21 protein-coding genes and 1 pseudogene are annotated in these 21,430 nt (G+C 73.2%); 9 read left to right on the top strand and 13 right to left on the bottom strand.

The features are described from left to right. Positions 1–110 precede the first annotated feature (110 nt). Both ACFOSY_RS16550 and ACFOSY_RS16545 read right to left on the bottom strand, forming a co-directional pair. The gene (locus ACFOSY_RS16550) at positions 111–2,018 is read right to left on the bottom strand and encodes a hypothetical protein (protein ID WP_394307578.1); all 1,908 of its coding nucleotides are present in this window, start codon (positions 2,016–2,018) and stop codon (positions 111–113) included. A 122-nt stretch (positions 2,019–2,140) separates the two neighbouring features. Beyond that, on the bottom strand, positions 2,141–2,437 hold the full coding sequence (locus ACFOSY_RS16545; RefSeq protein WP_394307577.1) for a helix-turn-helix domain-containing protein: 297 nt from the start codon (positions 2,435–2,437) through the stop codon (positions 2,141–2,143). 32 nt (positions 2,438–2,469) lie between these two features. On the opposite strand from ACFOSY_RS16545, the gene map reads away from it, so the two are divergent. Further along, positions 2,470–3,240, top strand: a complete 771-nt coding sequence (gene map / locus ACFOSY_RS16540) for a type I methionyl aminopeptidase (protein WP_394307576.1) — start codon at positions 2,470–2,472, stop codon at positions 3,238–3,240. A gap of 139 nt (positions 3,241–3,379) precedes the next feature. After that, entirely contained in the window at positions 3,380–5,908 is a 2,529-nt protein-coding gene (locus ACFOSY_RS16535; protein ID WP_394307760.1) for an ATP-dependent Clp protease ATP-binding subunit, read from the top strand. A gap of 89 nt (positions 5,909–5,997) precedes the next feature. Here the strand turns inward: ACFOSY_RS16535 and ggt are convergent, their stop codons facing one another. Beyond that, a complete protein-coding gene (ggt, locus tag ACFOSY_RS16530; protein WP_394307575.1) occupies positions 5,998–7,827 on the bottom strand; it encodes a gamma-glutamyltransferase in 1,830 nt (609 codons plus the stop codon). Between the two features lie 154 nt (positions 7,828–7,981). Between ggt and ACFOSY_RS16525 the strand changes: the two genes are divergently transcribed. Further along, on the top strand, positions 7,982–8,746 hold the full coding sequence (locus ACFOSY_RS16525; protein WP_394307574.1) for a hypothetical protein: 765 nt from the start codon (positions 7,982–7,984) through the stop codon (positions 8,744–8,746). A 499-nt stretch (positions 8,747–9,245) separates the two neighbouring features. Here the strand turns inward: ACFOSY_RS16525 and ACFOSY_RS16520 are convergent, their stop codons facing one another. The 4 genes from ACFOSY_RS16520 to pcaDC all read right to left on the bottom strand — a co-directional run bounded on the left by ACFOSY_RS16520 (position 9,246) and on the right by pcaDC (position 12,623). Continuing rightward, the gene (locus ACFOSY_RS16520) at positions 9,246–9,653 is read right to left on the bottom strand and encodes a DUF6278 family protein (RefSeq protein WP_006135014.1); all 408 of its coding nucleotides are present in this window, start codon (positions 9,651–9,653) and stop codon (positions 9,246–9,248) included. A 74-nt stretch (positions 9,654–9,727) separates the two neighbouring features. Beyond that, positions 9,728–10,507 (bottom strand): exodeoxyribonuclease III, encoded by a 780-nt coding sequence (locus ACFOSY_RS16515; protein ID WP_006135013.1) that lies wholly within the window; start codon positions 10,505–10,507, stop codon positions 9,728–9,730. A gap of 74 nt (positions 10,508–10,581) precedes the next feature. After that, the gene (locus ACFOSY_RS16510; RefSeq protein WP_394307573.1) at positions 10,582–11,217 is read right to left on the bottom strand and encodes an MBL fold metallo-hydrolase; all 636 of its coding nucleotides are present in this window, start codon (positions 11,215–11,217) and stop codon (positions 10,582–10,584) included. A 110-nt stretch (positions 11,218–11,327) separates the two neighbouring features. Then, positions 11,328–12,623, bottom strand: a complete 1,296-nt coding sequence (pcaDC, locus tag ACFOSY_RS16505) for a bifunctional 3-oxoadipate enol-lactonase/4-carboxymuconolactone decarboxylase PcaDC (protein ID WP_394307572.1) — start codon at positions 12,621–12,623, stop codon at positions 11,328–11,330. A 432-nt stretch (positions 12,624–13,055) separates the two neighbouring features. Between pcaDC and ACFOSY_RS16500 the strand changes: the two genes are divergently transcribed. After that, positions 13,056–13,373: a hypothetical protein gene (locus ACFOSY_RS16500; protein ID WP_394307571.1), complete on the top strand. Its 318-nt coding sequence runs from the start codon at positions 13,056–13,058 to the stop codon at positions 13,371–13,373. A gap of 309 nt (positions 13,374–13,682) precedes the next feature. Here ACFOSY_RS16500 and ACFOSY_RS16495 read toward each other — a convergent pair whose 3' ends face one another. Further along, a complete protein-coding gene (locus tag ACFOSY_RS16495; RefSeq protein WP_394307570.1) occupies positions 13,683–14,174 on the bottom strand; it encodes a GNAT family N-acetyltransferase in 492 nt (163 codons plus the stop codon). Between the two features lie 68 nt (positions 14,175–14,242). Next, positions 14,243–14,752 carry a TetR/AcrR family transcriptional regulator gene (locus ACFOSY_RS16490; RefSeq protein ID WP_394307569.1) on the bottom strand — a complete coding sequence of 170 codons (510 nt, stop codon included), beginning with the start codon at positions 14,750–14,752 and terminating at the stop codon, positions 14,243–14,245. Between the two features lie 5 nt (positions 14,753–14,757). Here ACFOSY_RS16490 and ACFOSY_RS16485 point away from each other — a divergent pair. Then, positions 14,758–14,996 (top strand): annotated as a pseudogene (locus ACFOSY_RS16485) (MMPL family transporter); the annotation flags it as partial. 102 nt (positions 14,997–15,098) lie between these two features. Here ACFOSY_RS16485 and ACFOSY_RS16480 read toward each other — a convergent pair. From ACFOSY_RS16480 to ACFOSY_RS16470, 3 genes are read right to left on the bottom strand one after another with little or no spacing between them, the layout of a single operon-like run. Next, the gene (locus ACFOSY_RS16480) at positions 15,099–15,356 is read right to left on the bottom strand and encodes a hypothetical protein (protein ID WP_394307568.1); all 258 of its coding nucleotides are present in this window, start codon (positions 15,354–15,356) and stop codon (positions 15,099–15,101) included. A 39-nt stretch (positions 15,357–15,395) separates the two neighbouring features. Next, the gene (locus ACFOSY_RS16475) at positions 15,396–16,610 is read right to left on the bottom strand and encodes a glycosyltransferase (protein WP_394307567.1); all 1,215 of its coding nucleotides are present in this window, start codon (positions 16,608–16,610) and stop codon (positions 15,396–15,398) included. Then, the gene (locus tag ACFOSY_RS16470) at positions 16,607–17,407 is read right to left on the bottom strand and encodes a MerR family transcriptional regulator (RefSeq protein WP_394307566.1); all 801 of its coding nucleotides are present in this window, start codon (positions 17,405–17,407) and stop codon (positions 16,607–16,609) included. Before ACFOSY_RS16470 ends, ACFOSY_RS16475 begins: the two co-directional genes overlap by 4 nt. A 412-nt stretch (positions 17,408–17,819) precedes the next feature. Between ACFOSY_RS16470 and ACFOSY_RS16465 the strand changes: the two genes are divergently transcribed. From ACFOSY_RS16465 to ACFOSY_RS16455, 3 genes are all read left to right on the top strand, one after another. Further along, on the top strand, positions 17,820–18,866 hold the full coding sequence (locus ACFOSY_RS16465) for a hypothetical protein (RefSeq protein WP_394307565.1): 1,047 nt from the start codon (positions 17,820–17,822) through the stop codon (positions 18,864–18,866). Between the two features lie 233 nt (positions 18,867–19,099). Continuing rightward, the gene (locus tag ACFOSY_RS16460) at positions 19,100–19,474 is read left to right on the top strand and encodes a hypothetical protein (RefSeq protein WP_394307564.1); all 375 of its coding nucleotides are present in this window, start codon (positions 19,100–19,102) and stop codon (positions 19,472–19,474) included. A gap of 203 nt (positions 19,475–19,677) precedes the next feature. After that, positions 19,678–20,043 carry an ArsR/SmtB family transcription factor gene (locus ACFOSY_RS16455; protein WP_033273823.1) on the top strand — a complete coding sequence of 122 codons (366 nt, stop codon included), beginning with the start codon at positions 19,678–19,680 and terminating at the stop codon, positions 20,041–20,043. 29 nt (positions 20,044–20,072) lie between these two features. On the opposite strand, the gene ACFOSY_RS16450 is transcribed toward ACFOSY_RS16455, so the two are convergent. Further along, positions 20,073–20,492, bottom strand: a complete 420-nt coding sequence (locus ACFOSY_RS16450; protein WP_394307563.1) for a nuclear transport factor 2 family protein — start codon at positions 20,490–20,492, stop codon at positions 20,073–20,075. 137 nt (positions 20,493–20,629) lie between these two features. On the opposite strand from ACFOSY_RS16450, the gene ACFOSY_RS16445 reads away from it, so the two are divergent. After that, positions 20,630–21,421, top strand: a complete 792-nt coding sequence (locus tag ACFOSY_RS16445; RefSeq protein WP_394307562.1) for an MmyB family transcriptional regulator — start codon at positions 20,630–20,632, stop codon at positions 21,419–21,421. The last annotated feature ends 9 nt before the right edge of the window (positions 21,422–21,430 follow it).

The following is a 21,430-nucleotide window of genomic DNA, read 5'->3' as shown; positions in this document are numbered from 1 at the left end:
ACGAACGTAAGCCTCCCGGACGGCCTTGCCAAGACCATCGTCGTGCGGCTCGTGGAGTCGATCGTGATTGACACCCCTGTGGGTGAGCGGGCCGGGCCGCCGGCGCCCGGTCAGGCGGCCAGTCCCGCGACGCGCAGGGCGTGCAGCACGTCCCAGTGCCGCTCCTCGGAGACGGCCCGGGCGGCCGTGAGGAGCAGCGGCACCAGGCGTCCGGGGTCCGGTGCGGCCGTGCGGGCGGCGTCCTGCGGGGTGCGCATCCGGACGCAGGCGTCGAGCAGGGCGCGCAGCTCGCGGTGGCGGGTGCCGTCGGCCAGGGCGAGGGCGGCGTGCCCGATCTCGTCGGCGGGCCGTACGACGCCCTGCCGCAGGATCCGCTCGCCGTCCTCCGCGCGCCCCGCCGCGGTGAGCGCGTCGGCGGCGGCGACGAGCCGCTCGGTGGGCAGCGTCGCCGCCTCCCACAGCAGGGTCGCCCAGTCGGCGGCGAGCCCGGCCCGCTCCATCGCGTCCGCGAGCAGCGGGAACCGTACGGCGGGCCAGTACGCGGCCTGGTTCAGCAGGGCGTGCGCCTCGCCGTCGCGGGCCTCGCGCCTGAGGCGCGTCAGGGTGTGCACGAGCCGGCCCACCTCGCGGACGTCCTCCGCGCCGATCCGCTCCGGCGGGGGCGGCTCGGCGGGGCCGTCCTGTGCGGCGGCCCCGGCGAAACGCGCGCCGCGGGCCGCGGTGACGGCGGGCAGCTCCGGCACGGCTGCGGGCGGCGCGACGAGGGGCTGCGCCCCGTCGTCCTCCACCCCGGCGAACCGGGCACCGCCACGGCGCCGCTTGCGGGGCGGGGAGGCGGGGCGAGTGTCCTCGACGGGCGGGGGCGTGGTCGCAGGCGGGGGCGGGGGCGGGGGGACGTGCTGTTGCGCGGCGCGCAGCTCTGGGGGGATGGGGTCGGGGGTGAGGGGGTGTGTCCGGGGGGACAGGGAGGACTGGGGGGCGGAGGGGTGCGGCTCGGGTGCTGCCGCGCGGGGGTGCCGGGCGGGCGGGCCGAGGGTTTCCGGGCCGGGGTGCCGGCCGCTCACGCCCGGGGTCTCCGGCCCGGGGTGCCAGGGGCCGGGGCCCGGAGTGCGGGACCCGGAAGCCCCGGACGCCGGGTGCAGGCCGGGCCCGGGCTGCGATGCGAGGCCAGGGCCCGGAGTGCGGGGCCCGGGGACGTCGGACGCCAGGTCCGGGCCTGGCCCCGGCTGCGGCTGGAGGCCGGAGCTCGGAGTGTGGGGTCCGGGGAGCCCGGACGCCGCGTCCGGGCCAGGCCCCGGCTGCGACGCGCCCGGTGTCGGACCGGGGCCGGGGCCCTGCCGTGCCGGGTGCGGGCCGCCGCCCGCCTGTCGGTGGTCCGGTGTCGGCGACGGGCCGTGGGCCTGGTCGGCGAGGGGCGTGTGCGGGCCCTGGGGCCCGGAGGCTGTCGGGGTGTCCGCCGCTAGGTGAGGGGTGTAGCGGCCCTGAGCGTGCAAGGGGCTTGCCCCCGGCGTGGCCGCGTCCAGGGCGGTCACGCGGGTCGTGAGTTCCGCGCAGCGGGCGGTCGCGCGGCGGTGGTCGTCCTCGGCCCAGGCGAGGTCGGTGGCCAGGGCATCCGCGTCCTCCTGCCCGGCAGCGGAGGCGAGCCGGTGCGTCAGGTCGGCCCGGCGGTCCGCCGCGTACCGCTGCTCGCGCAGCATCACGTCGAGCCGGTCACGCAACGCCTGCCGGGCGCCCGGCCGCGCGTCGAACGCCGCCGTCGCCGCGGCGTGCAGTAAGCGCGCCCGCGGCAGCTCCGCCTCGGCGGCCGCGGGGCCGTGGACGGCGGCGAGGTCCTGGAGCAGCGACTCCACCACGTCCCACGGCGGCAGTTCCCGTCCCTCCACGCACGCCCGCATGCCGTCGGGGTCGCGCTGCCAGAACACCAGACACCAGCCCGTGTACCGGTCCAGACGCGCCAGGAGACCCCGTAGGTGGTCCGTGAACCCCCGGACGCCGTCCGGGAGTTGCTCCGTCGCCATAGCCAACTCCCGCCAGTCCCGGAGTACTCGACTCCGTAGATAACACCTGGCGTGTTACAGCGACGCTACGGAGAGTTTTCCGGCAGGCGTGCGGGCGGCCCGGACCGGGCCGGTCGCCCCGCTCAGGCGGCGATCGTCGCGTCCGGGGCGTCCTGGGCGCCGGGCGCGCCCGTGGCCTCCTGCGCACAGCGACCGATCAGCTCGTCCATCGACAGCCCGAGCGCCCCGGCCAGCGCGGCCACGGTGAAGAACGCGGGGGTCGGCGCCCGCCCCGTCTCGATCTTGCGGAGGGTCTCCGCGGAGATGCCGGCGTTCGCGGCGACGTCCGTCATGCTGCGGGCTCCGCGCGCCTCGCGCAGCAGTCTGCCGAGCCGCTCGCCGCGTTCGCGCTCTTCGGGGGTCAAGGGGGTGCGCACCATGACACCATTCTAATACCGGTATAGTAATTGGCATGGTGGAGCTGAAGACCGACGCATCGATCGATGCCATGTACGAGACGGGCCAGATCGTGGCCCAGGCGCTGACGGCCGTGCGGAAGGCCGCCGGCGTGGGCGTTTCCCTGCTGGAGCTGGACGAGGTGGCCCGGGATGTGCTGAACGCGGCCGGCGCGACGTCGCCGTTCCTCGGGTACCGGCCCACGTTCGCGCTCACCCCGTTCCCCGCCGTGATCTGCGCGTCGGTGAACGACGCGATCGTGCACGGCATCCCGACCAGGTACCGGCTGCGTGACGGGGACCTCGTGTCCATCGACTGCGGCGCCCAACGGGGCGGCTGGGCGGGCGACTCGGCGATCAGCTTCGCCGTGGGCACCGCGCGCCCGGCGGACGTCCGGCTGGTCGAGACGGCCGAGCGGGCGCTCGCGGCGGGCATCGAGGCGGCCGTGGTCGGCAACCGCATGGGCGACATCGCGCACGCCATCGGCACGGTGTGCCGCGGCGCGGGCTACGGGATCATGGAGGACTTCGGGGGGCACGGCATCGGCCGCCGTATGCACGAGGACCCGCCGGTGCCGAACGAGGGCCGGCCGGGGCGCGGGCTGCCGCTGCGGCACGGCATGGTGCTGGCGATCGAGCCGATGCTGATCGCGGGCGGCGGGGACGCCTACCGCACCGACCCGGACGGCTGGACCCTCCGCACCACGGACGGCACCCGCGCGGCCCACACGGAACACACGGTCGCGATCACGGAGGCGGGGCCGCGTGTCCTGACGGCGCGAGACTGAGGGGCGGTGGGGGCGGCATGCCCAGGTGCCGCGAACCTGGACATGCCCACCCAAACCGAACGTGTCATCGTGGGCATGAGCGCGCCCCGACCGGGTTACCCGGGACCGGCACGTCGACCCAGCGAAGGAACGGATGACGATGACGAGTGGTTTCGTCGGCCCGGAGGGTGACCCGTTCGCAGAATTCCTCGCCCGCTTCTTCGGCGGACAGCGCCCCCGCCAGATCGACATCGGCAGGCTTCTCAGCCAGCCCGCCCGTGAACTCGTGCGCGGCGCCGCGCAGTACGCGGCCGAGCACGGCAGCCGTGACCTGGACACCCAGCACCTGCTGCGTGCCGCGCTCTCCGCCGAGCCGACCCGGAGTCTGCTCAGCCGCGCGGGCGCGGATCCGGACTCGCTGGCGTCGCAGATCGACGACCGGTCGGGGCCCGCGCAGCACGGCCCCGGCGACGCGCCGCCGCCGACCTCGCTGTCCCTGACGCCTGCCGTCAAACGGGCGCTGCTGGACGCGCACGAGATGGCGCGGGCGAGCGGCGCCGGATACATCGGCCCGGAGCACGTGCTCAGCGCCCTCGCCGCGAACCCGGACTCGGCCGCCGGGCACATCCTGAACGCGGCCCGCTTCGCCCCGTCCGGCCCGCAGGAGACGCCGGAGGCGCAGCAGCCGCGCCAGGAGCGTCCCCGGCCGTCGTCCAGCACCCCGACGCTGGACAAGTACGGCCGTGACCTCACCGCGCTGGCCCGCGAGGGCCGGATCGACCCGGTGATCGGGCGGGACACGGAGATCGAGCAGACCGTCGAGGTGCTGTCCCGGCGCGGCAAGAACAATCCCGTGCTGATCGGCGACGCGGGCGTCGGCAAGACCGCCGTGGTGGAGGGGCTGGCGCAGCGGATCGCCGAGGGGGACGTGCCCGACATCCTGCTGGGCCGCCGCGTGGTCGCCCTGGACCTCACCGGCGTCGTCGCCGGCACCCGGTACCGGGGTGACTTCGAGGAGCGGATGAACAACCTGGTCGACGAGATCCGCGCCCACTCCGACCAGCTGATCGTCTTCATCGACGAGCTGCACACCGTCGTCGGCGCGGGAGGCGGCGGCGAGGGCGGCTCGATGGACGCCGGCAACATCCTCAAGCCGGCCCTGGCGCGCGGCGAGCTGAACATCGTCGGCGCGACGACCCTGGAGGAGTACCGGCGGATCGAGAAGGACGCGGCGCTGGCCCGCCGCTTCCAGCCGATCATGGTGCCGGAGCCGTCGCCCGCGGACGCGATCGAGATCCTGCGCGGCCTGCGCGACCGGTACGAGGCGCACCACCAGGTCCGCTACACCGACGAGGCGCTGGTGGCGGCGGTGGAGCTGTCCGACCGCTATCTCAGCGACCGCAGGCTGCCGGACAAGGCGATCGACCTCATCGACCAGGCGGGTGCCCGGGTGCGGCTGCGGGCGCGCACCAAGGGCACCGACGTACGGGCGATGGAGCGTGAGGTCGAGCAGCTGACCTGCGACAAGGACCAGGCCGTCGCGGACGAGAGTTACGAGGAGGCCATGCGGCTGCGGGACCGCATCACGGAGCTGAAGGAGCGCATCGCGCAGGCCGGCGGCGAGGACGAGGTCGACGAGGGCCAGAGCCTGTGGGTGGACGCCGAGGCGATCGCGGAGGTGGTGGCGCGGCAGACGGGCATCCCGGTCAGCCGGCTCACCGAGGAGGAGAAGGACCGCCTGCTGGGCCTGGAGCAGCACCTGCACCAGCGGGTGGTGGGCCAGGAGGAGGCCGTACGGGTCGTCTCGGACGCCGTGCTGCGCTCCCGCGCGGGGCTGTCCAGTCCCGACCGGCCGATCGGCAGCTTCCTGTTCCTCGGTCCGACGGGCGTCGGCAAGACGGAGCTGGCGCGGGCGCTGGCCGAGGCGCTGTTCGGGAGCGAGGACCGGATGGTGCGCCTGGACATGAGCGAGTACCAGGAGCGGCACACGGTGAGCCGTCTGGTGGGCGCCCCGCCCGGCTACGTGGGCCACGAGGAGGCCGGTCAGCTCACCGAGGTGGTGCGCCGGCACCCGTACTCGCTGCTGCTGCTCGACGAGGTGGAGAAGGCCCATCCGGACGTCTTCAACATCCTGCTCCAGGTGCTGGACGACGGCCGGCTGACCGACTCGCAGGGCCGCACGGTGGACTTCACCAACAGTGTGATCGTGATGACCAGCAACCTCGGCTCCGACGTCATCACCCGGCGCGGGGCCACCCTGGGCTTCGCGACGGGCGGCGCGGAGGCCGACGAGGAGGCGCGGCGGGAGCAGATCCTGCGGCCGCTGCGGGACCACTTCCGGCCGGAGTTCCTCAACCGGATCGACGAGATCGTGGTGTTCCGCCAGCTCACCCCTCAGGAGCTGCGGCAGATCACCGACCTGCTGCTCGAGAGCACCCGCCGCCGGCTGAAGGGGCAGGACATCTCGGCGGAGTTCACCGACGCGGCCGTGGACTGGCTCGCCGAGCGCGGCTACGAACCGGAGTACGGCGCCCGGCCGTTGCGCCGCACCATCCAGCGGGAGGTGGACAACCAGCTGTCCCGGCTGCTGCTGGACGGCCGTGTGCGGGAGGGCGGCCGGGTGACGGTGGACGCGCAGGACGGACGTCTGGTCTTCCGCACGCAGGACACGCCGGCGCCGGAGCTGTGACCTCGCCGGAGCTGTGACCTCCGTACGGCCGTCGGCCCGGCGCCCCTCTCGCGGGGGACGCCGGGCCGACGGCCGTGCTGGACCGACCGTTACCGCTTCGGGTGGACGACCATCGCCGAGCCTCCACCGCGGCGGACCTTCTCCGCCGCCGCGAGCCAGGCGCCGCCGGGCAGCCGCTGCACGGCCGTGGTCGCACCGATCTCCGGGTTCTCCCGGAAGGAGTGCCCGAGGGCCTCCAGACGCTGCCTCAGCTCACTGTCGTACAGGCCGGGTTCGAGTTCGGTCTGTGCGGCGTTGCGCTGGCTGGCGCGGGGTGCGGCGATCGCGTCGACGAGGGGCAGGCCGCGGTTGAGGAAGCCGGTGAGGGTCTGGAGCACGGTGGTGATGATGGTCGCGCCGCCGGGCGAGCCGAGCGCCACCACCGGCCGGTCGTGCCGGTCGAGGACGATCGTCGGCGCCATGGACGAGCGGGGCCGCTTGCCGGGGCCGGGCAGGTTCGGGTCGTGCACGGCAGGGTTGGCGGGGGCGAAGGAGAAGTCGGTCAGCTCGTTGTTGAGCAGGAACCCGCGTCCGGGCACGGTGATGCCGCTGCCGCCGGTCTGCTCGATGGTGAGGGTGTAGGCGACGACGTTGCCCCACCGGTCGGCGGTCGTCAGATGCGTGGTGCTCTCCCCCTCGTACGTCGTCGGCGCGGCCGTGCCGCCCTTCGCGCACGGCGCCGGGTCGCGGGGGTCGCCGGGGGCGAGCGGGCTGGTGAGGACGGCGTCGTCCTTGATCAGGCAGGCGCGCGAGTCCGCGAACCGCTGTGACAGCAGTCCCTTCGTCGGTACGTCCTCGAAGGCGGGGTCGCCGACCCAGCGGCCCCGGTCGGCGAAGGCGACGCGGCTGGCCTCGATGAACCGGTGCAGGTAGCGCACGTCGCTCGCCCTGGACAGGTCGGTGCGCTCCAGGATGTTGAGCGCCTCGCCGACCGTCGTGCCGCCGGAGGAGGAGGGCGCCATGGAGTAGACGTCGAGGCCGCGGTAGGAGGTCTTGGTGGGCGCTTGGAGCTTGGTGCGGTAGGCGGCGAGGTCGCGCGGGGTCAGGTCGCCGGGGCGGGCGTTCCAGCCGGACGCCGGGTCCACGGGCGGCTTGTCGACCGTGTTCACGATGTCGCGGCCGATGTCGCCCCGGTACAGGGCGTCGACGCCCTTACGGCTCAGCTCGCGGTAGGTGCGGGCGAGATCGGGGTTCTTGAAGGTGGAGCCGACGGCGGGGAGTTCACCGCCGGGCAGGAACAGCTCGGCGGTGTCGGGGAAGTGGCGGAAGCGGGTCTCGTTGGCGGCGGTCTGCGCGCGGAAGGTCTCGTCGACGGTGAAGCCGTCGCGGGCGAGCCGTTCGGCGGGCCTGAGGACCGTGCCCAGGTTCTTCCTGCCCCAGGTGTCGAGCGCCCGCTGCCAGGTGGCGGGCGTGCCGGGGGTGCCGACGGAGAGCCCGCTGGTGACGGCCTCGGCGAAGGGGATGGGCGCGCCGTTCTCCAGGAAGAGGCCGGAGTCGGCGGTGAGCGGGGCGGTCTCGCGGCCGTCGAGGGTGTGCACGGTGCGGGACCGGGCGTCGTAGTAGACGAAGTAGCCGCCTCCGCCGACGCCGGCCGAGTAGGGCTCGGTGACGCCGAGCGCGGCGGCGGTGGCCACGGCCGCGTCGACGGCGTTGCCGCCCTGGCGCAGCACCTCGATGCCGGCGGCGGTGGCGTCGGCGTCGACGCTGGAGACGGCGCCGCCGTGACCGACGGCCACCGGGGTCTTGGGCGCCGGGCGGGTGTGGGGGGCGGTGTGGGGGGCGTGTCCGCCGTGGGGGGTGGGCGGCGCGGCCGCTCCCACCGAGACGACGGCGGTGGTGACCGCGAGGACAGCGAATTTCCGTGCGACGGGGCGACGCATCCGCACCTCCAGTAAAGGGCCGTCCGGGCAGCTTAGTTCGCCGCCATGCCCGCGTCAGTGAGGCCGTAGGGGCGTGGCGCCGGGCGCGGCGGGGGCGTCCGGCGGCCCGGGGCGTCGAACACGGGTGCGCTCAGGACCGCTAGCATGCGCGCCCATGAATGACGACGTGCGCAACATCGTGCTGGGCCTGGTGGCCGCGGGCATCAGCGCCGCCCTGGGCTGGATCGCCCGTACCTACCTCTGGAATCGCAAGCTCCGCCGCAAGCAGGCGTTCTTCGGACTGCCGGAGAACGCCGAGTCGTTGCTCGTCGTCAACCGCGACCCGGCGACGGCGGAACCGGCGGTGCACCGCTTCGACGTGTTCGCGCTGCTCGAACTGTCCGCGCTGATCAAGGACTGCGGGGCGCACGTCCAGGTGGTCACCCAGGACTCGGCGCATCAGGGGTTCGGGGAGCGGACCGAGTTCTGCGTCGGCGGGCCGGGTTCGAACCGGCGGATGGTCGCCCACATGGCGGCGATGCTGCCCGGGGTGCGGGTCAACGTCGACCCGGAGCCGGGGCCGGACCGCGGCGCCTTCCGCATAGGCTCCGAGCTGTACCGCATGGAGCCGGGCGTCACCGAGTACGTGCTGCTGGCGCGGCTGACGGCGGGCGAACGGCGGGAGACGCGCCCGGTGTTCCTGTTCTGCGGCCAGCGGGCGATCACCAACCAGGCGGCGACCCGCTATCTCGCCCGCAACCACGAGCGGCTGGCCCGCAAGTACGGGTCGGGGTCGTTCGTGCTGCTGCTGAAGGTCGTCAACTCGCAGGCGTACGGCCCGGACGTGGTGGAGCTGGTCGCGGACGTCACCAAGCCGGCGCAGAGTCCGCTGCCGGCGCCGGAGCCGGCGGCGCAGAAGAAGTCGCACCGGGCGGACTGAAGGGCCCGCGCCTCGCTCGCTCGGAGGGAGCGCCTCGGATACGGGATCGGGGCGTGGGCGGGGCCCGGGCGGCACCACCCGTCCGGCGCGCAGCTGACCTTCTCCTCACCTGCGGGCGACCGTGGCTCGGTCGCTGCCGCCGGGAGCAGTGATCTCCGGCTGCCGCCGGACGGGACCGGCCTGTGTGATCCGCCGCCCCGGCTGGGCGGGCGGTCCCTCCCGGCGGCGGCGTCCCCGCTTACGCCGCGAAGTCTCCTCCCCCACCGGGACGGAGGAGACATCGTAGTCGAGGTCCGGGCGGACAGGTTCCCGTGCGTCATGGTGACCGCCGCAACGTATCCGGGCAAGATCGCCAGCACAGGGCGACACGCACTTTTCGGGCATAAGCCGTATTTACGGCGGGTGATGGGGCGCGTGCGGGGGCGCGTACGCAGGCCGTCCGCGACCTCGGGCCCGTCGCTCGGATCAGCCTCCCGCGACCTCCAGCCTGTCGTTCGGATCAGCCTTCCGCGACCTCGGCGTAGAGCTGGGACAGTTCGGGCGCGCCGTCGGCCGCCCACCGGTGTCCGGCGTCGACGACGTCGAACTCCCGTCCACCCGCGAGCCGTACGACCGGCTGTCCGTCGGGACGGAGGTCCCAGGCGGCGCCCGCCACGGTGCGGACGATCACGGTGCCCAGGTACAACCCGGCGTCGTTGCCCAGCCAGTCGGAGGCGTCCTCGTCGTCCCGCCAGCGCGGAACCAGCTGGTCGAGCGCCTCCAGCGAGGCCGGGCCGTCGTCCAGCCGGACCCCTTCCCGCTCCGCCTGGGAGCGCAACAGCGCGCACTCGGCGAGGAGTTCGGCGAGCCCCTCCGGGCCGGGGAGTTCGTCCTCCCGGCGCCGCCTGCCTAGGAACGGAATCCTCATACTGCCAGCCTGTCATTCGAACCGCCCCGCGCACCACAGGCGCGCGGGGTCCGGCGACGCCGGGCCGGCCCCTGTCACACGTCCAGGTCGACCACGACCGGGGCGTGGTCCGAGGCGCCCTTGCCCTTGCGCTCCTCCCGGTCGACGTAGGAGTCGGTGACCGCCTTGGCGAACGGCTCGTTGCCGTACACCAGGTCGATGCGCATGCCGCGGTTCTTGGGGAAGCAGAGCTGGCGGTAGTCCCAGTACGTGTACGGGTGGTCGTACTTGAGGGGGCGCGGGACGACGTCGCTCAGGCCGGCCTCGCGCAGGGAGGCGAGGGCGGCGCGCTCGGCCGGGGTGACGTGCGTGGAGCCCTCGAAGGCGGCGCGGTCGTACACGTCGTCGTCGGTCGGCGCGATGTTGTAGTCGCCGAGGACCGCGAAGGGGCGGTCGCCCGCCGCGTCGCCCGCGACCGCCGCCTTCAGGGCCTCCAGCCACTGGAGCTTGTACGCGTAGTGCGGGTGCTCCACCTCGCGGCCGTTCGGCACGTAGACCGACCAGACGCGCACCGGGCCGCAGGTCGCGGAGACGGCGCGGGGCTCCACCGAGCCGTCGTACCCCGGGTCGCCCGGGAGGCCCTTGACCACGTCCTCCAGGCCGACGCGGGAGAGCACCGCCACGCCGTTCCACCGGCCCGTGGCGTGCACCGCCGACTCGTAGCCCAGCTCGCGCAGCTGCTCCGCCGGGAACTGGGCCTCGGCGACCTTGGCCTCCTGGAGGCACAGCACGTCCGTGCCGCTGCTCTCCAGCCAGGCCAGGAGCCTCGGCAGGCGGGCGGTGATCGAGTTCACGTTCCAGGTCGCGATGCGCATGCCTCACAACCTACCCGCCGGGTCCGACAACGCACGGGCTGCGGCCGACGGCCGGGGGCCGGGGGCGCCCGGGATCAGAGCCGGACCGCGTCCCCGGGGGCCAGCCGCAGATGCTCGGCGCCGCCGAGGGCGCCGATCTGGCGGTCGTAGATCGGGCGGGCGAGGTCGGTGAGCAGGGCGTCGTGGATGTCGTAGGCGCGCCGCGCCTGCACCTCGCGGACGTAGTCGATCACCTCGGAGATCTTGTTCCAGGGCGCCATGACGGGCAGCATCAGCGTCTCGACCGGCCGGCCGGGGACGGTCAGCGCGTCGCCCGGGTGGAACAGCTTGCCGCCGTCGACGAGGTAGCCGACGTTGGTGATGCGGGGGATGTCCGGGTGGATCACCGCGTGCAGCTCGCCGTGCACCTGGATGTCGAAGCCGGCGGCGGTGAAGACGTCGCCGTGGCCGACGGTGTGCACGCGGCCCGGGAACGCGGCGGAGACCTGGTCCGCGACCGCCTTCAGCGTCCAGACCTCCGCCGCCGGGTCGGCCTCCAGGGCGGCCCGCAGCCGGCCCTCGTCGAAGTGGTCGGGATGCTCATGGGTGACCAGCACGGCGTCCGCGCCGACGGCTGCGTCCTCCTCGCTGAACCCGCCGGGGTCGACGACGAGGACGCGTCCGTCCTTCTCCAGCCGGACGCAGGAGTGCGACATCTTGGTGAGCTTCATGGCTCCATCCTGCATCCGGGGGCGGGGCGGCGCGCCGGGGGCGGAGAGGCGCCCGGAGGGTCCGGCTCACTCCGGCGAGGTTCGGAGCTCACTCCGGCGGAGTCCGGAGCTCACTCCGGCGGGGTGGTCTCCTCGCGGACGACCTGCTGGGCCACGCGGAAGGCGCGGCTGGCGGCCGGGACGCCGCAGTAGACGGCCGCCTGGAGCAGCACCTCCTTGATCTCGTCCGGGGTGAGCCCGTTGCGCAGGGCGGCTCGGGTGTGCACGGCGAGTTCGTCGAGGTGACCGCCGGCGACGAGGGCGGTGAGGGTGACGCAGCTGCGGGTGCGGCGGTCGAGTCCGGGGCGGTCCCAGACCTCGCCCCAGGCGTACCGGGTGACGAGCTCCTGGAAGTCCTCCGAGAAGGCGTCGGTCTGCTCCAGGATCCGGTCGACGTGCGCGTCGCCCAGCACCTCCCGGCGTACCTTGATCCCGGCGTCGTACGTGTCCGGGGCGCCCTGCGCCTGCGGGGGCACGACGGCGGGGGCGATCTCGGCGACGGGGGCGGGCTGCGGCGCGACGGCGACCGGCGCCGCGGGCGCGGCGGCGGGCAGCACGACGTGGCCGGTGGCGTTCTCGGGGAGGGGCTGCCAGGCGGTGGAGAAGTGCCGGACCAGCAGGTCGGTGACGGCGGCGGGCTGCTCCACCGGCACCAGGTGGCTGGCGCCGGGCACGACGGCGAGCCGGGCGTCGGGGATGCCGGCGACCAGGGTGCGGGCCTCGGCGGGGCCGGTGACCTGGTCCTCGGAGCCCACGAGCACGAGGGTCGGGACGCCGACGCTGCCGAGCCCCGCCCGTACGTCGAAGGAGGCGAGCGCCTCGCAGGCGGCGATGTAGCAGCCGGGGTCGGTGGTGCGCACCATCTGCACGGCCCACTCGGTGATCGCGGGCTGGGCGGCGGCGAACCCGCCGGTGAACCAGCGCTCGGGCGCGGAGCGGGCGATCGGGTCGAGGCCGTTGGTCCGCACGATCACGCCGCGCTGACGGAACTCGTCGGCGGTGCCGAAGCGGGGCGAGGCGGCGATCAGCGCGAGGGACGCGAGACGCTCCGGGTGGCGCAGGGCCAGTTCGATGCCGACGGCGCCGCCGAGGGCGCAGCCGGCGTACCCGAAGCGGTGGACGCCGAGGCCCTCGAGGGTGGCGAGCAGCCGCGTGGCGAGGTCGGCGACGGAGGCCGCGGGGTGGGCGGGGGCGCCGCCGTGCCCGGGGAGGTCGAACCGGAACACCCGCCACTGTTTCGTCAGCTCGGGGATCTGCCGGTCCCACATGTGCCAGGTGGTGCCGAGGGACGGCCCCAGGATCAGAACCGGAGCGTCTTCCGGCCCGTCGAAACGGTATTGCAGGGTGTTCGGTGGTGTCTCGCTCACCCGTCAGACCCTCTCACGTCGTACGAAATCTCCCGTGGCCGGGGAAAGAGCCGACGGCCCCCCACCTGCACGCAACACCACGTCCGGCACGGAACCCTAATGGATACGGGCGGGGCACATCCGGCGCACGCTTCATCCCACGGCAACCGATACGACCGAAACACGCGTGTTCGATACGCATTTCGGCTCGGCGGACCCGGCGCACGCACATCACACATTCACCGACCCTGCACGCCCCGCCCCCGACCCGCGCCTCGCCATGCCCGACATGTCCACCGGCCACGCCCGTGCCGCCGGTACGGCCACCCCGCGCCGGACACCGGCACCGAGACCGCCGAAGCGGCGTCGAAGAACACGGCAACGGACCGTGGCCTGGCCAGCAGGCTGCCGCCGACTCAAGATCACTCCGATAGCTGCGCCATGATGGCCCGCGTGAGCAAAGAAGCCGCCTTCGAGGTCGTCTCGCGCCTGTACCAAGAATTCATGGATCTGCCCTTTCCTCCGCGATTGGCCGGCGCGGACCGGGCCGGCTTCGACCTGGTCATGCTGGACTCGGAAACCGCAGCCTGGGTCTTCATCTGGATCAAGAACGGCGGCGAGCTCGAAGGGCAAGGCCGAAGTGGCCTGCTTCGCTGCATCGCACATCTGGACCGGGTCATACCTGCACTCGGCGAAGCGGACTACCCGGAGTACTGGCACAGACTGCGTGAGATGGCTCGGCTTGCCGCGTATCCGCAACCCAGGGATTGAGATGACCTCTCAGGGCGATGCAGTGTCCTTCTCCGCCGCCGGAGACAGATCTATGATCAGTGCACACAGCAACTGCGCCCCTCACAGCGGAGCCGACGCCCGCCGACGCCGCGCCGTCACACCGGAGCCGATATGCCTACCGAACCTCCTGGGAGGTCAGCAGCATGGGCGCAGGTGTTGGCCGCCTTTGTGCTCCTCGTGCTCATGCCGCTGGTGATCTGGTTTCTGGTCAGTTTCCCCGGGTCGGGCGCGTTTCCGTGGTGACCGCGGCACCCCGGGCCCATGGAAAGCGCAGGGGCGCACACCCCGTCATTCCGGAGGAATACGAAACTCGAATACGGGACGGTCCCACGGCACGGCGGGTGGGTTCGCGAGCGCGGTCCCGGTGCGCACCGCGCCTACGCGGTGGTAGAAGTCCTCGGCGGGGAGATGCGACACGACCTTGACCCGGTCGAGCCCGGCGGCACGGGCCTCGGACTGCATGTGCGCGACGAGCAGCCGTCCGATACCCCGTCCCTGCGCCTCGTCGGCGACGAACAGCAGGTCGAGCTCCGGTGGAGCGAGGACGAGCGAGTAGAAACCGAGGACCCGGTCTCCCTGCTCGTCGGCGCCGACGGCCACATGGGTGTGGTGGGCCTCGATGTAATCAGGCCCGACCCTGTAGCCCGCGACGGCGGACGCGTACTTGCCCGCGTAGGCGCCTGAGCCACGCACGAGCCGGGTGAGCCGTTTGGCGTCCCGCGCAACGGCCCTCCGTATCGTGATCGGCCGCCGGCCGACCGGGGAGGTGCGTGAACTCATCAGGAGTTACCTTACGCGCTCACCCTGGACCGGTCCGGCCGGGATACGGCGGTGAATGTTCCCCAGCATCATGCGGACCGACGTGCGGAAGACCTCCGAACAGGGTGACCGCCAGGGCCGGCAGGTCGCCCTGGGCCTGCACGGGCAGCCGTTCCAGCTGCTCCCGGTACGCGGCCGACAGCGGGAGCACGTCCGCCGCGGCCCTGCTCCCGGGTGAACCCGGCGATCAGCTCGCGCTGGAAGATCGTGCCCATCCGGCGGACCGCCCGCGTCGTCGGCCCCTCGGCGGGGGCCGCGTACGAGCGCGGCGGTGTCCCGTAGAGCAACTGGAAGTGCTCAGGACGGGCCACGCCCCGCTCGCGGTACGCCTCGGCCACCACGACCAGGCGCGGTTCGCGGACGTCCGGGCCCGCGCGGTCGGCGGCTGCCTGCAACGCGTCGGCCAGGTCGCCGTAGGCCTTGGTGATCAGCGCGGGGACGAGGGCGTCGCGGTTCGGGAAGTAGTGGTGCAGCGCCTGCACGGTCATGCCGAGACTGCGGGCGACCGCGCGCAGGGACAGGGCCGCGGGCCCGTGCACGCCGCACCGGCCGCATCGTCACCGCGGCGGCCTGCCTGCTCGCGGTGAGCTTCTTCGCCTTCGGGACCGCGAAGATCAGCTCCATGCAGATGTGCGGACTTCGGACTGGGCAGCGGCCTGAGTCCTCGTGCCGGCCGCGATGCGCCTGCGCGGCCGGCCCGTCTGGTACGCGCCGTCCTTCCTGCGCGGGATCCAATGCCGGTACGGCCTGAGCGAGGGCGGCCCCGTCCCGGCCCCCTCCCCCCCCCCCCCCACTCCGCCCGAGTCCGCGTCCCCTCCCCCGGGAAGCGGGCACGGGCGGGCATGCGCCGGAGGGGCGGCGGTCAGGGGCCGACGGCACGAAGGGTCAGCCGGTGGGTCTGATCGCATGTCCGGCGACGATGAGCGCGAGTCCGATGACGGCCGGTGTCCAGGAGAGGAAAAGCACGCTGGAGAGCACGATCAGCAGGCCGGTACCCCACAGCCTGCGGTTGCGTACGGTCCTGTTGAACCATCGGCCGGGCACCCGGTCGTGAATCAGGGCGTGGGTGCCGGCCCACAGTCCCGCCATGCCCAGGACCACCATGCCGAGAAGCGATACCGCCGCGAGTCCGCCGTAGGTCACTGCCGTCCCCTCTCATCCGCCGCACCATGCGGTCGGGTTTCAAGCACCGGTGAGTCGCCGGACGGCCCTCAGCACCCGCTCTGCCCCGTCCTCCGTCGCCATGTGCTGTGCCGCGCGCGCCGCGGCGCGTCCGTACGACTCCTGCTTCACCACCCGGCCCAGCGCGTCGGCGAGCCGTTCGGCGGTGAGGGAGCCGAACGGGACGGGGGCGGGGGCCGCGCCGATGGCCGCGAGCCGGCTCGCCCAGTACGGCTGGTCCGCGGTGACCGGGACGGTGACCGCCGGCACCCCGGCACGCAACGCGGCGGCCGAGGTGCCGGCCCCTCCGTGGTGGACCACCGCGGCCAGCCGTGGGAACAGCAGCGCGTGCGGCACGTCCCCGATCGTGAGCACGTCGTCTCCCTCGGCGGCGAGTCGGGCGCTGCCGGCCTGGAGGATGCCGCGCAGTCCGGCGCGGCGCAGCGCTCCCACCGCGATCTCGCTCAGCCGTTCCCCGTCGCCGGACGCCATGCTGCCGAAGCCGACGAGGACAGGCCGGGGCCCGGCGGACAGGAAGTCCTCGAGTTCGGCGGGCAGACGCTCGGCCGGGTCGTGATGGGGCCACCAGTTGCCGACGACTTCCAGGCCGGGGCGCCAGTCGGAGGGGCGGCGGACCAAAGCCGTGCTGAATCCGTGCAGGACGGGCCAGCTGGCCTGTTCCTGGCGGCGGCGCACCTCGGAGGGGAGGGCCGGCGGGAGGGCGAGGCGGCGGCGCAGCTGTGCGGCCGCTTGCGTGTAGACACGGTCGGCCATCCGCAGCGCGAAGCGCCCGGCCGCCCGGTTGGCGAGCCGGCCGAGTGAGCGGGAGCCGGTCACGACGGGTGGGGAGTCGCCGGTCGGCGCGGTGGGCTGGAGGTACACGCCGAGGCTCGGTGTTCCCGTGGCCTCGACGACGTGCCAGCCGAGCGGGGCCGTGGTGGTCGACAGCAGGAGCAGGTCCGTGCCTTTGTCCACCGCGTCGGCGAAGCCTTCTCCCAGCTCGGTGATGAAGGCGGAAGCGGCCCGCATCAGGCCCCGTTTGTCCGTGACGTCGCCGCGCGCCCGCGTGTCCGCGGGCAGACTCCGGAACTCCAGCCCCGCCTCGTGGGCGAGGGGTGCGAAGGAGTCGGTGGCGGCGAGGGCGACGTCGTGACCGGTCCGGCGCAGTTCGACGCCCAGGCCCGTGTAGGGCGCGACGTCACCGCGCGATCCCGCGGCGGCGATCATGATTCTCATCGGTTCTCCTCACCCTCGGTGCCGTCACCGGCGTGGCGGGCCGCGTTGGCGTGGACCGCGTTGCGCGTGTAGGCGGCCAGGCCCGGGCGTTGCTGCGAGGGCGGCACGACCAGGGCGAAGGCGCGCGGGTCGGCGACGAAGTCGTCCGCGATGCGCCGGTGCATGTCGGGCGGGCAGGAGGTGAACCAGCGGGCGATGTGCAGACGGTGCTCCTCGGCGAGGTCCATGGCCCGCTCGCCGTCGCTCGGCTCGCCCTCGTCGAAGACCGCGAGCAGCTCCGCACGCCAGGCGGCGGCCTCACCCATGAGCCGCCGCCAGTCCTCCTTGGTGTGGGCGTCCGCGCGCGCCATCGCCTCACGCTGCCGGTCCGAGTGCGCCCACTTCAGCTCCGCCTCGGTGGCGTAGCTGAGGTCGAAGGCGACCTCACCGAAGACCTCGAAGCGTTCCTCGGGCGTCAGGGGCACCCCGGTCTTCTGCACCTCGATGGCCCGTTCCGCCACCTCGACCAGCCGTTGCAGCCGGGCGATCTCCTCGTTCAGCTGCCGCTGCCGGTCCCGGAGCCGCTCCAGGGGATTCGCCTGCGGATCCTTGAAGATCGCGGCGATCTCGTCGAGGGGGAAGCCGAGTTCGCGGTAGAAGAGGATCTGCTGGAGACGGACCAGGTCGGCCTCGCCGTAGAGCCGGTAACCGGCGGGGCTGCGCTCACTGGGCGAGAGCAGTCCCGCCTTGTCGTAGTGATGCAGCGTCCGCACGGTGACACCGGCGAAGGCGGCCACCTGCCCCACGGAGTAGCTCATCCACCTGCCCTTTCGTTCGGCACACAGCGTCAAGCCTGACGTGGGGTGAGGGTCAAGTCGCCCGCTCGTGACCGACTGTCGACGTTTTTGAACGTGTTCAAATCGAAGGTATCAGTGGTCGCGCCGGAGTGCGACCCGTGTCACGGCGAGAGGTGGTCGCTGGGGCGGGCGGCGTGATCGCCGCCTTCGCTCCTGGATTCGCTCCGCACCCGTGTGGTCACCGTGCGCGACGAATCTCTCCGCGCCGCGAGTATGGTGAGGTCCGCCAACGCCCCAGGCAGCGAGAGGTGTTGGCGGGGAGTGCGGGCGCGGGGTTCGGAGGGGCATGAGGCAGGGAGCTGGGCCGGGCTCGTCCGTCGCGGCGTCGCGGGCTCCGCGGCAGAGGCCTCTCGTCGGGGTATCGCTGGTCGTCATGGGCCGCACCGTGCTTGGTGCGGGGTTCGTCGTCGCAGGGGGCTGCACCACCGCCCTTGGCCGCGTTTTGTTCCTCGAACCGGGTCCGGACGTCGCCCGCATCCACTGGGCGCTGCGCGTCCTGCTGACCCTGATCGTCCCGTTGACCGGGGGGTTCCTCTACGCGGCCGGGCGGCGGCTTGTGCTGCGGGGCAAGCAGCACCGCGCTCCCGTCGTCGAGTCCTTCGAGCAACTGCGAGGCGAGCGGTACCTGCTGCATCTGCGGCCCTTCGCCCTCGACAGGAGGATGTCCGAGCCGCCTCCGGAGGCCCCAGGCCGCGCGTGGCGCTCGCCGTTCGAGCTGCCTGGGCATACGGCCGAGGACTTCCTTCTCCGCCAGTTCTCCTCCCTGGGCGAGGTCGTGGCCGTGGGGCAGCCCGGGGAGAGACTGCCGCCGCTCGGTGCGCGGCGGGGGTATCTGCCGCTCGACGGCTGGCAGAGACCCGTGAGCGCGCTTCTGCAAGGCGCCCACATCGTGCTCCTGTCCGTCGCCCCCGGGCCGGGAACCGAATGGGAGTTCACCGAGGCCTTGCGCACCGTCGCGCCGGAGCGGCTGGTGCTCATGGTCGCCTGCCACGCCGGGGAGTACGACACCTTCCGTCGCGAAGCGGCCGAGCTGTACGACGCGAGGAGACGTCGGGAGGGCGGCAGCACCTGGGCGCCGTTCCCCGATCTGCCGCCCTGCCCGTGGCCGCCGGGCGGGAAGCGGCAGTACGTTCCGCCTGTCAGGGCGTTCGTCGTCTTCGACCGGGAATGGCGGACGACGCTGCTTCCGTTCGTCGTCACCGTGCCGTGGATGCGTCATATGTGGACGGTGCGGCGGCTCATTCGCGCGGAGATGCAGCCGCTGCTGGACCGGATCGGCGGTCTGCCGCAGCGCGGGCCCACGGAGCTCGTTCCCTTGCCGCCGTCGGCTCTGCCCGCACCGGCACCCGTGCCGCCGCAGCCTCTTCTGGGAAGCGTCCACGTCCATCGGCAGGCCCCGCCACGCAAGCGGCGGCGCTGACCGGCGGAGCCTCCGCTCGCCGTCAGGACGTTGTCCGTCCGTTCGGCACTGTTTCGAACTGGCGGTGGTCAGACGGGCGTTCGTGGGCGCACGTTTTCGATCATCACGGGTCATCCACGAAAACCCCCACACTCCGACACGTTCGGCCTGCCTACCGTTCCCACGCGGCCAGGGCGAAAGGGCTGCCCCTTGAGGCCGCCGCGATCACGTAACGACTGGAGAGGGAGACGCGCGTGGCAAGTGTGGAAGTGTCGCTGAAGGACCTCATGACCAGCGTCGAGGGGGCCCTGGGTGCGGCCGTCGTCGACTACTCGAGTGGCATGGCGCTGGGCACGATGGGCGGGGGGAAGGACCTGGACCTGACCGTCGCGGCGGCCGGCAACACCGACGTGATCCGCGCCAAGGTGCGCACGATGGAACTGCTGGGCCTCACCGGGCAGATCGAGGACATCCTCATCACCCTGGAGTCCCAGTACCACCTGATCCGGTTGGTCACCGGCCGCAGCGGCAACGGTCTGTTCCTGTACCTCGTGCTGGACAAGTCCCGTTCGAACCTGGCGATGGCCCGCCACCAGCTCAAGCGGGTCGAGGAACAGCTGGAAGTGTGAGCCGCCCCGGGGCCCGGCCGACGCGCGCCCATGATGTGAAGACTTCTTCAAGTCGCCACTTGAACATGGTCCCAAGCCACGGGCGCGCGTCGCGCCGAGCCAGAAGGATCGGCGGCGAAGGACGGCACATCGCGCGGCGGCGCCCGCTGAGGGCGCCGCCGTATTCCGGAGAACATTCCCGACGCGGCAGGGAGCGCGCACCCATGCAAGTCCCCCTCTACCAGGCCAAGGCCGAGTTCTTCCGGATGCTGGGGCACCCGGTGCGCATCCGCGTGCTGGAACTGCTTCAGCACGGGCCGGTGCCGGTGCGGGACCTGCTCGCCGACATCGACATCGAACCGTCCAGCCTCTCCCAGCAGTTGGCGGTGCTGCGCCGGTCCGGCATCGTCGTCTCGGTGCGGGAGGGCTCCACCGTGACCTACGCCCTCGCCGGCGGCGACGTCGCCGAACTCCTCCGCGCCGCCCGGCGGATCCTCACCGAGCTGCTGGCCGGGCAGAGCGAACTCCTCGCCGAACTGCGGCAGGTGGACGTACCGGTGCCGTCGGCGCCCGGGGGCGGGGAGGAGTAGGGGCGCGAAGGTTCGGCCGGCGGGCCCTGTCAGTCGTGTGCCGTGGGGTCGAAGCCCTCCGGCGCCCGGTCGAGGAAGGCTGCGACCGCGCTGATACGGCCGTCCTCGGCGAACTCGATCACATCGGTGCCGGTGGCGAAGGACGTCCCGTCGCCGGTGACGATCTCCCAGCGCAGGCGGGCCCTCCCGTGGTGGACCTCGGGCTCCTCACGGCGGCGGACCGTCGCGGGGCCCACGTGGGACACGAACTGGTCCCGGAAGTCCGCGAGGGCCGCCGCGCCGCGGAGGAGGCCGACGAGGGCGCGGTACTCGACCCCGTCGGTGAAGACCGTGGCGGCCAGGCGGTCCCGGTCGCCGTCGGGGCCGGTGTTCCAGAAGCGGGTGTAGCGCTCCAGCTGGGCGAGCGGGGGCGTCGTCCCGGTCATGGCGTCGGTCATGGAGTCGGTCATGGCAGGTTCCTTTCGCTCCGCGCGGCGCCGTGCGGCGGACCGCGCTCCTGTCTCCGACTGTGCGCGGGCGAGGGGCGCGGAGTCGATGACCTGCGAGGTCATTGCCGTCGCGCACCCCGCGCGGCAGCCTGGGCCTCATGACAACGACCACCGCACCACCGGTCGGAGTGCTGCTGCGGCGCTGGCGTGAGCGCCGCCGCCGCTCCCAGCTCGACGTGGCGCTCGCGGCCGAGCTGTCCACCCGCCACCTGAGCTGCGTCGAGACCGGACGCGCCAATCCCAGCCGAGACCTCGTCCGGCGGCTGTGCGACGAGCTGGACGTGCCGCTGCGGGAGCGCAACCCGATCTACCTCGCCGCGGGCTTCGCCCCCGTGCACCAGGAGCGTCCCTTCGACGACCTGGGAGCGGCGCGGGCCGCCGTGGAGGCGGTGCTGACCGGGCACGAGCCGAACCCGGCCCTCGCGGTGAATGTGCGCTGGGAACTGCTGGCTGCGAACCGTGCCATGGAGCTGTTCCTCGGCGACGTGCGGCGGGGGCCGTCGGACCCGCCGTTCAACGTGCTGAAGGCGACGCTGGGGCCCGACGGCATGGCGGGGCGTGTCCTCAATCACGCGCAGTGGCGCGCGCACGTCCTGCGTCGGGTCCGCCGTCAGCTGGAACGGACGGCCGACGCCGGTCTCGCGGAGCTGCTCGCCGAGCTGGAGAGCTACCCGGTGCCGCAGGGGGCGGACGCGCCCGGCCCGGGCGGGGAGGCGCAGGACCTGGTGGTTCCGCTGCGCCTGGCGTCCGAGTACGGGGAACTGTCGCTGCTGTACACGACGACCGTCTTCGGATCACCGCAGGACGTCACGCTCGACGAGATCGCCATCGAGACGTTCTTCCCGGCGGACGGGCGCACGGCAAAGCTGGTGCGGGGGCTGGCCGGCTGAGGCCGGGGT

This window comes from Streptomyces lusitanus, from assembly GCF_042647945.1.
Classification (GTDB): domain Bacteria; phylum Actinomycetota; class Actinomycetes; order Streptomycetales; family Streptomycetaceae; genus Streptomyces; species Streptomyces pseudogriseolus.
Note: the sequence above shows the minus strand (reverse complement) of the source record. Positions and strands in the feature narration are given on the sequence as shown.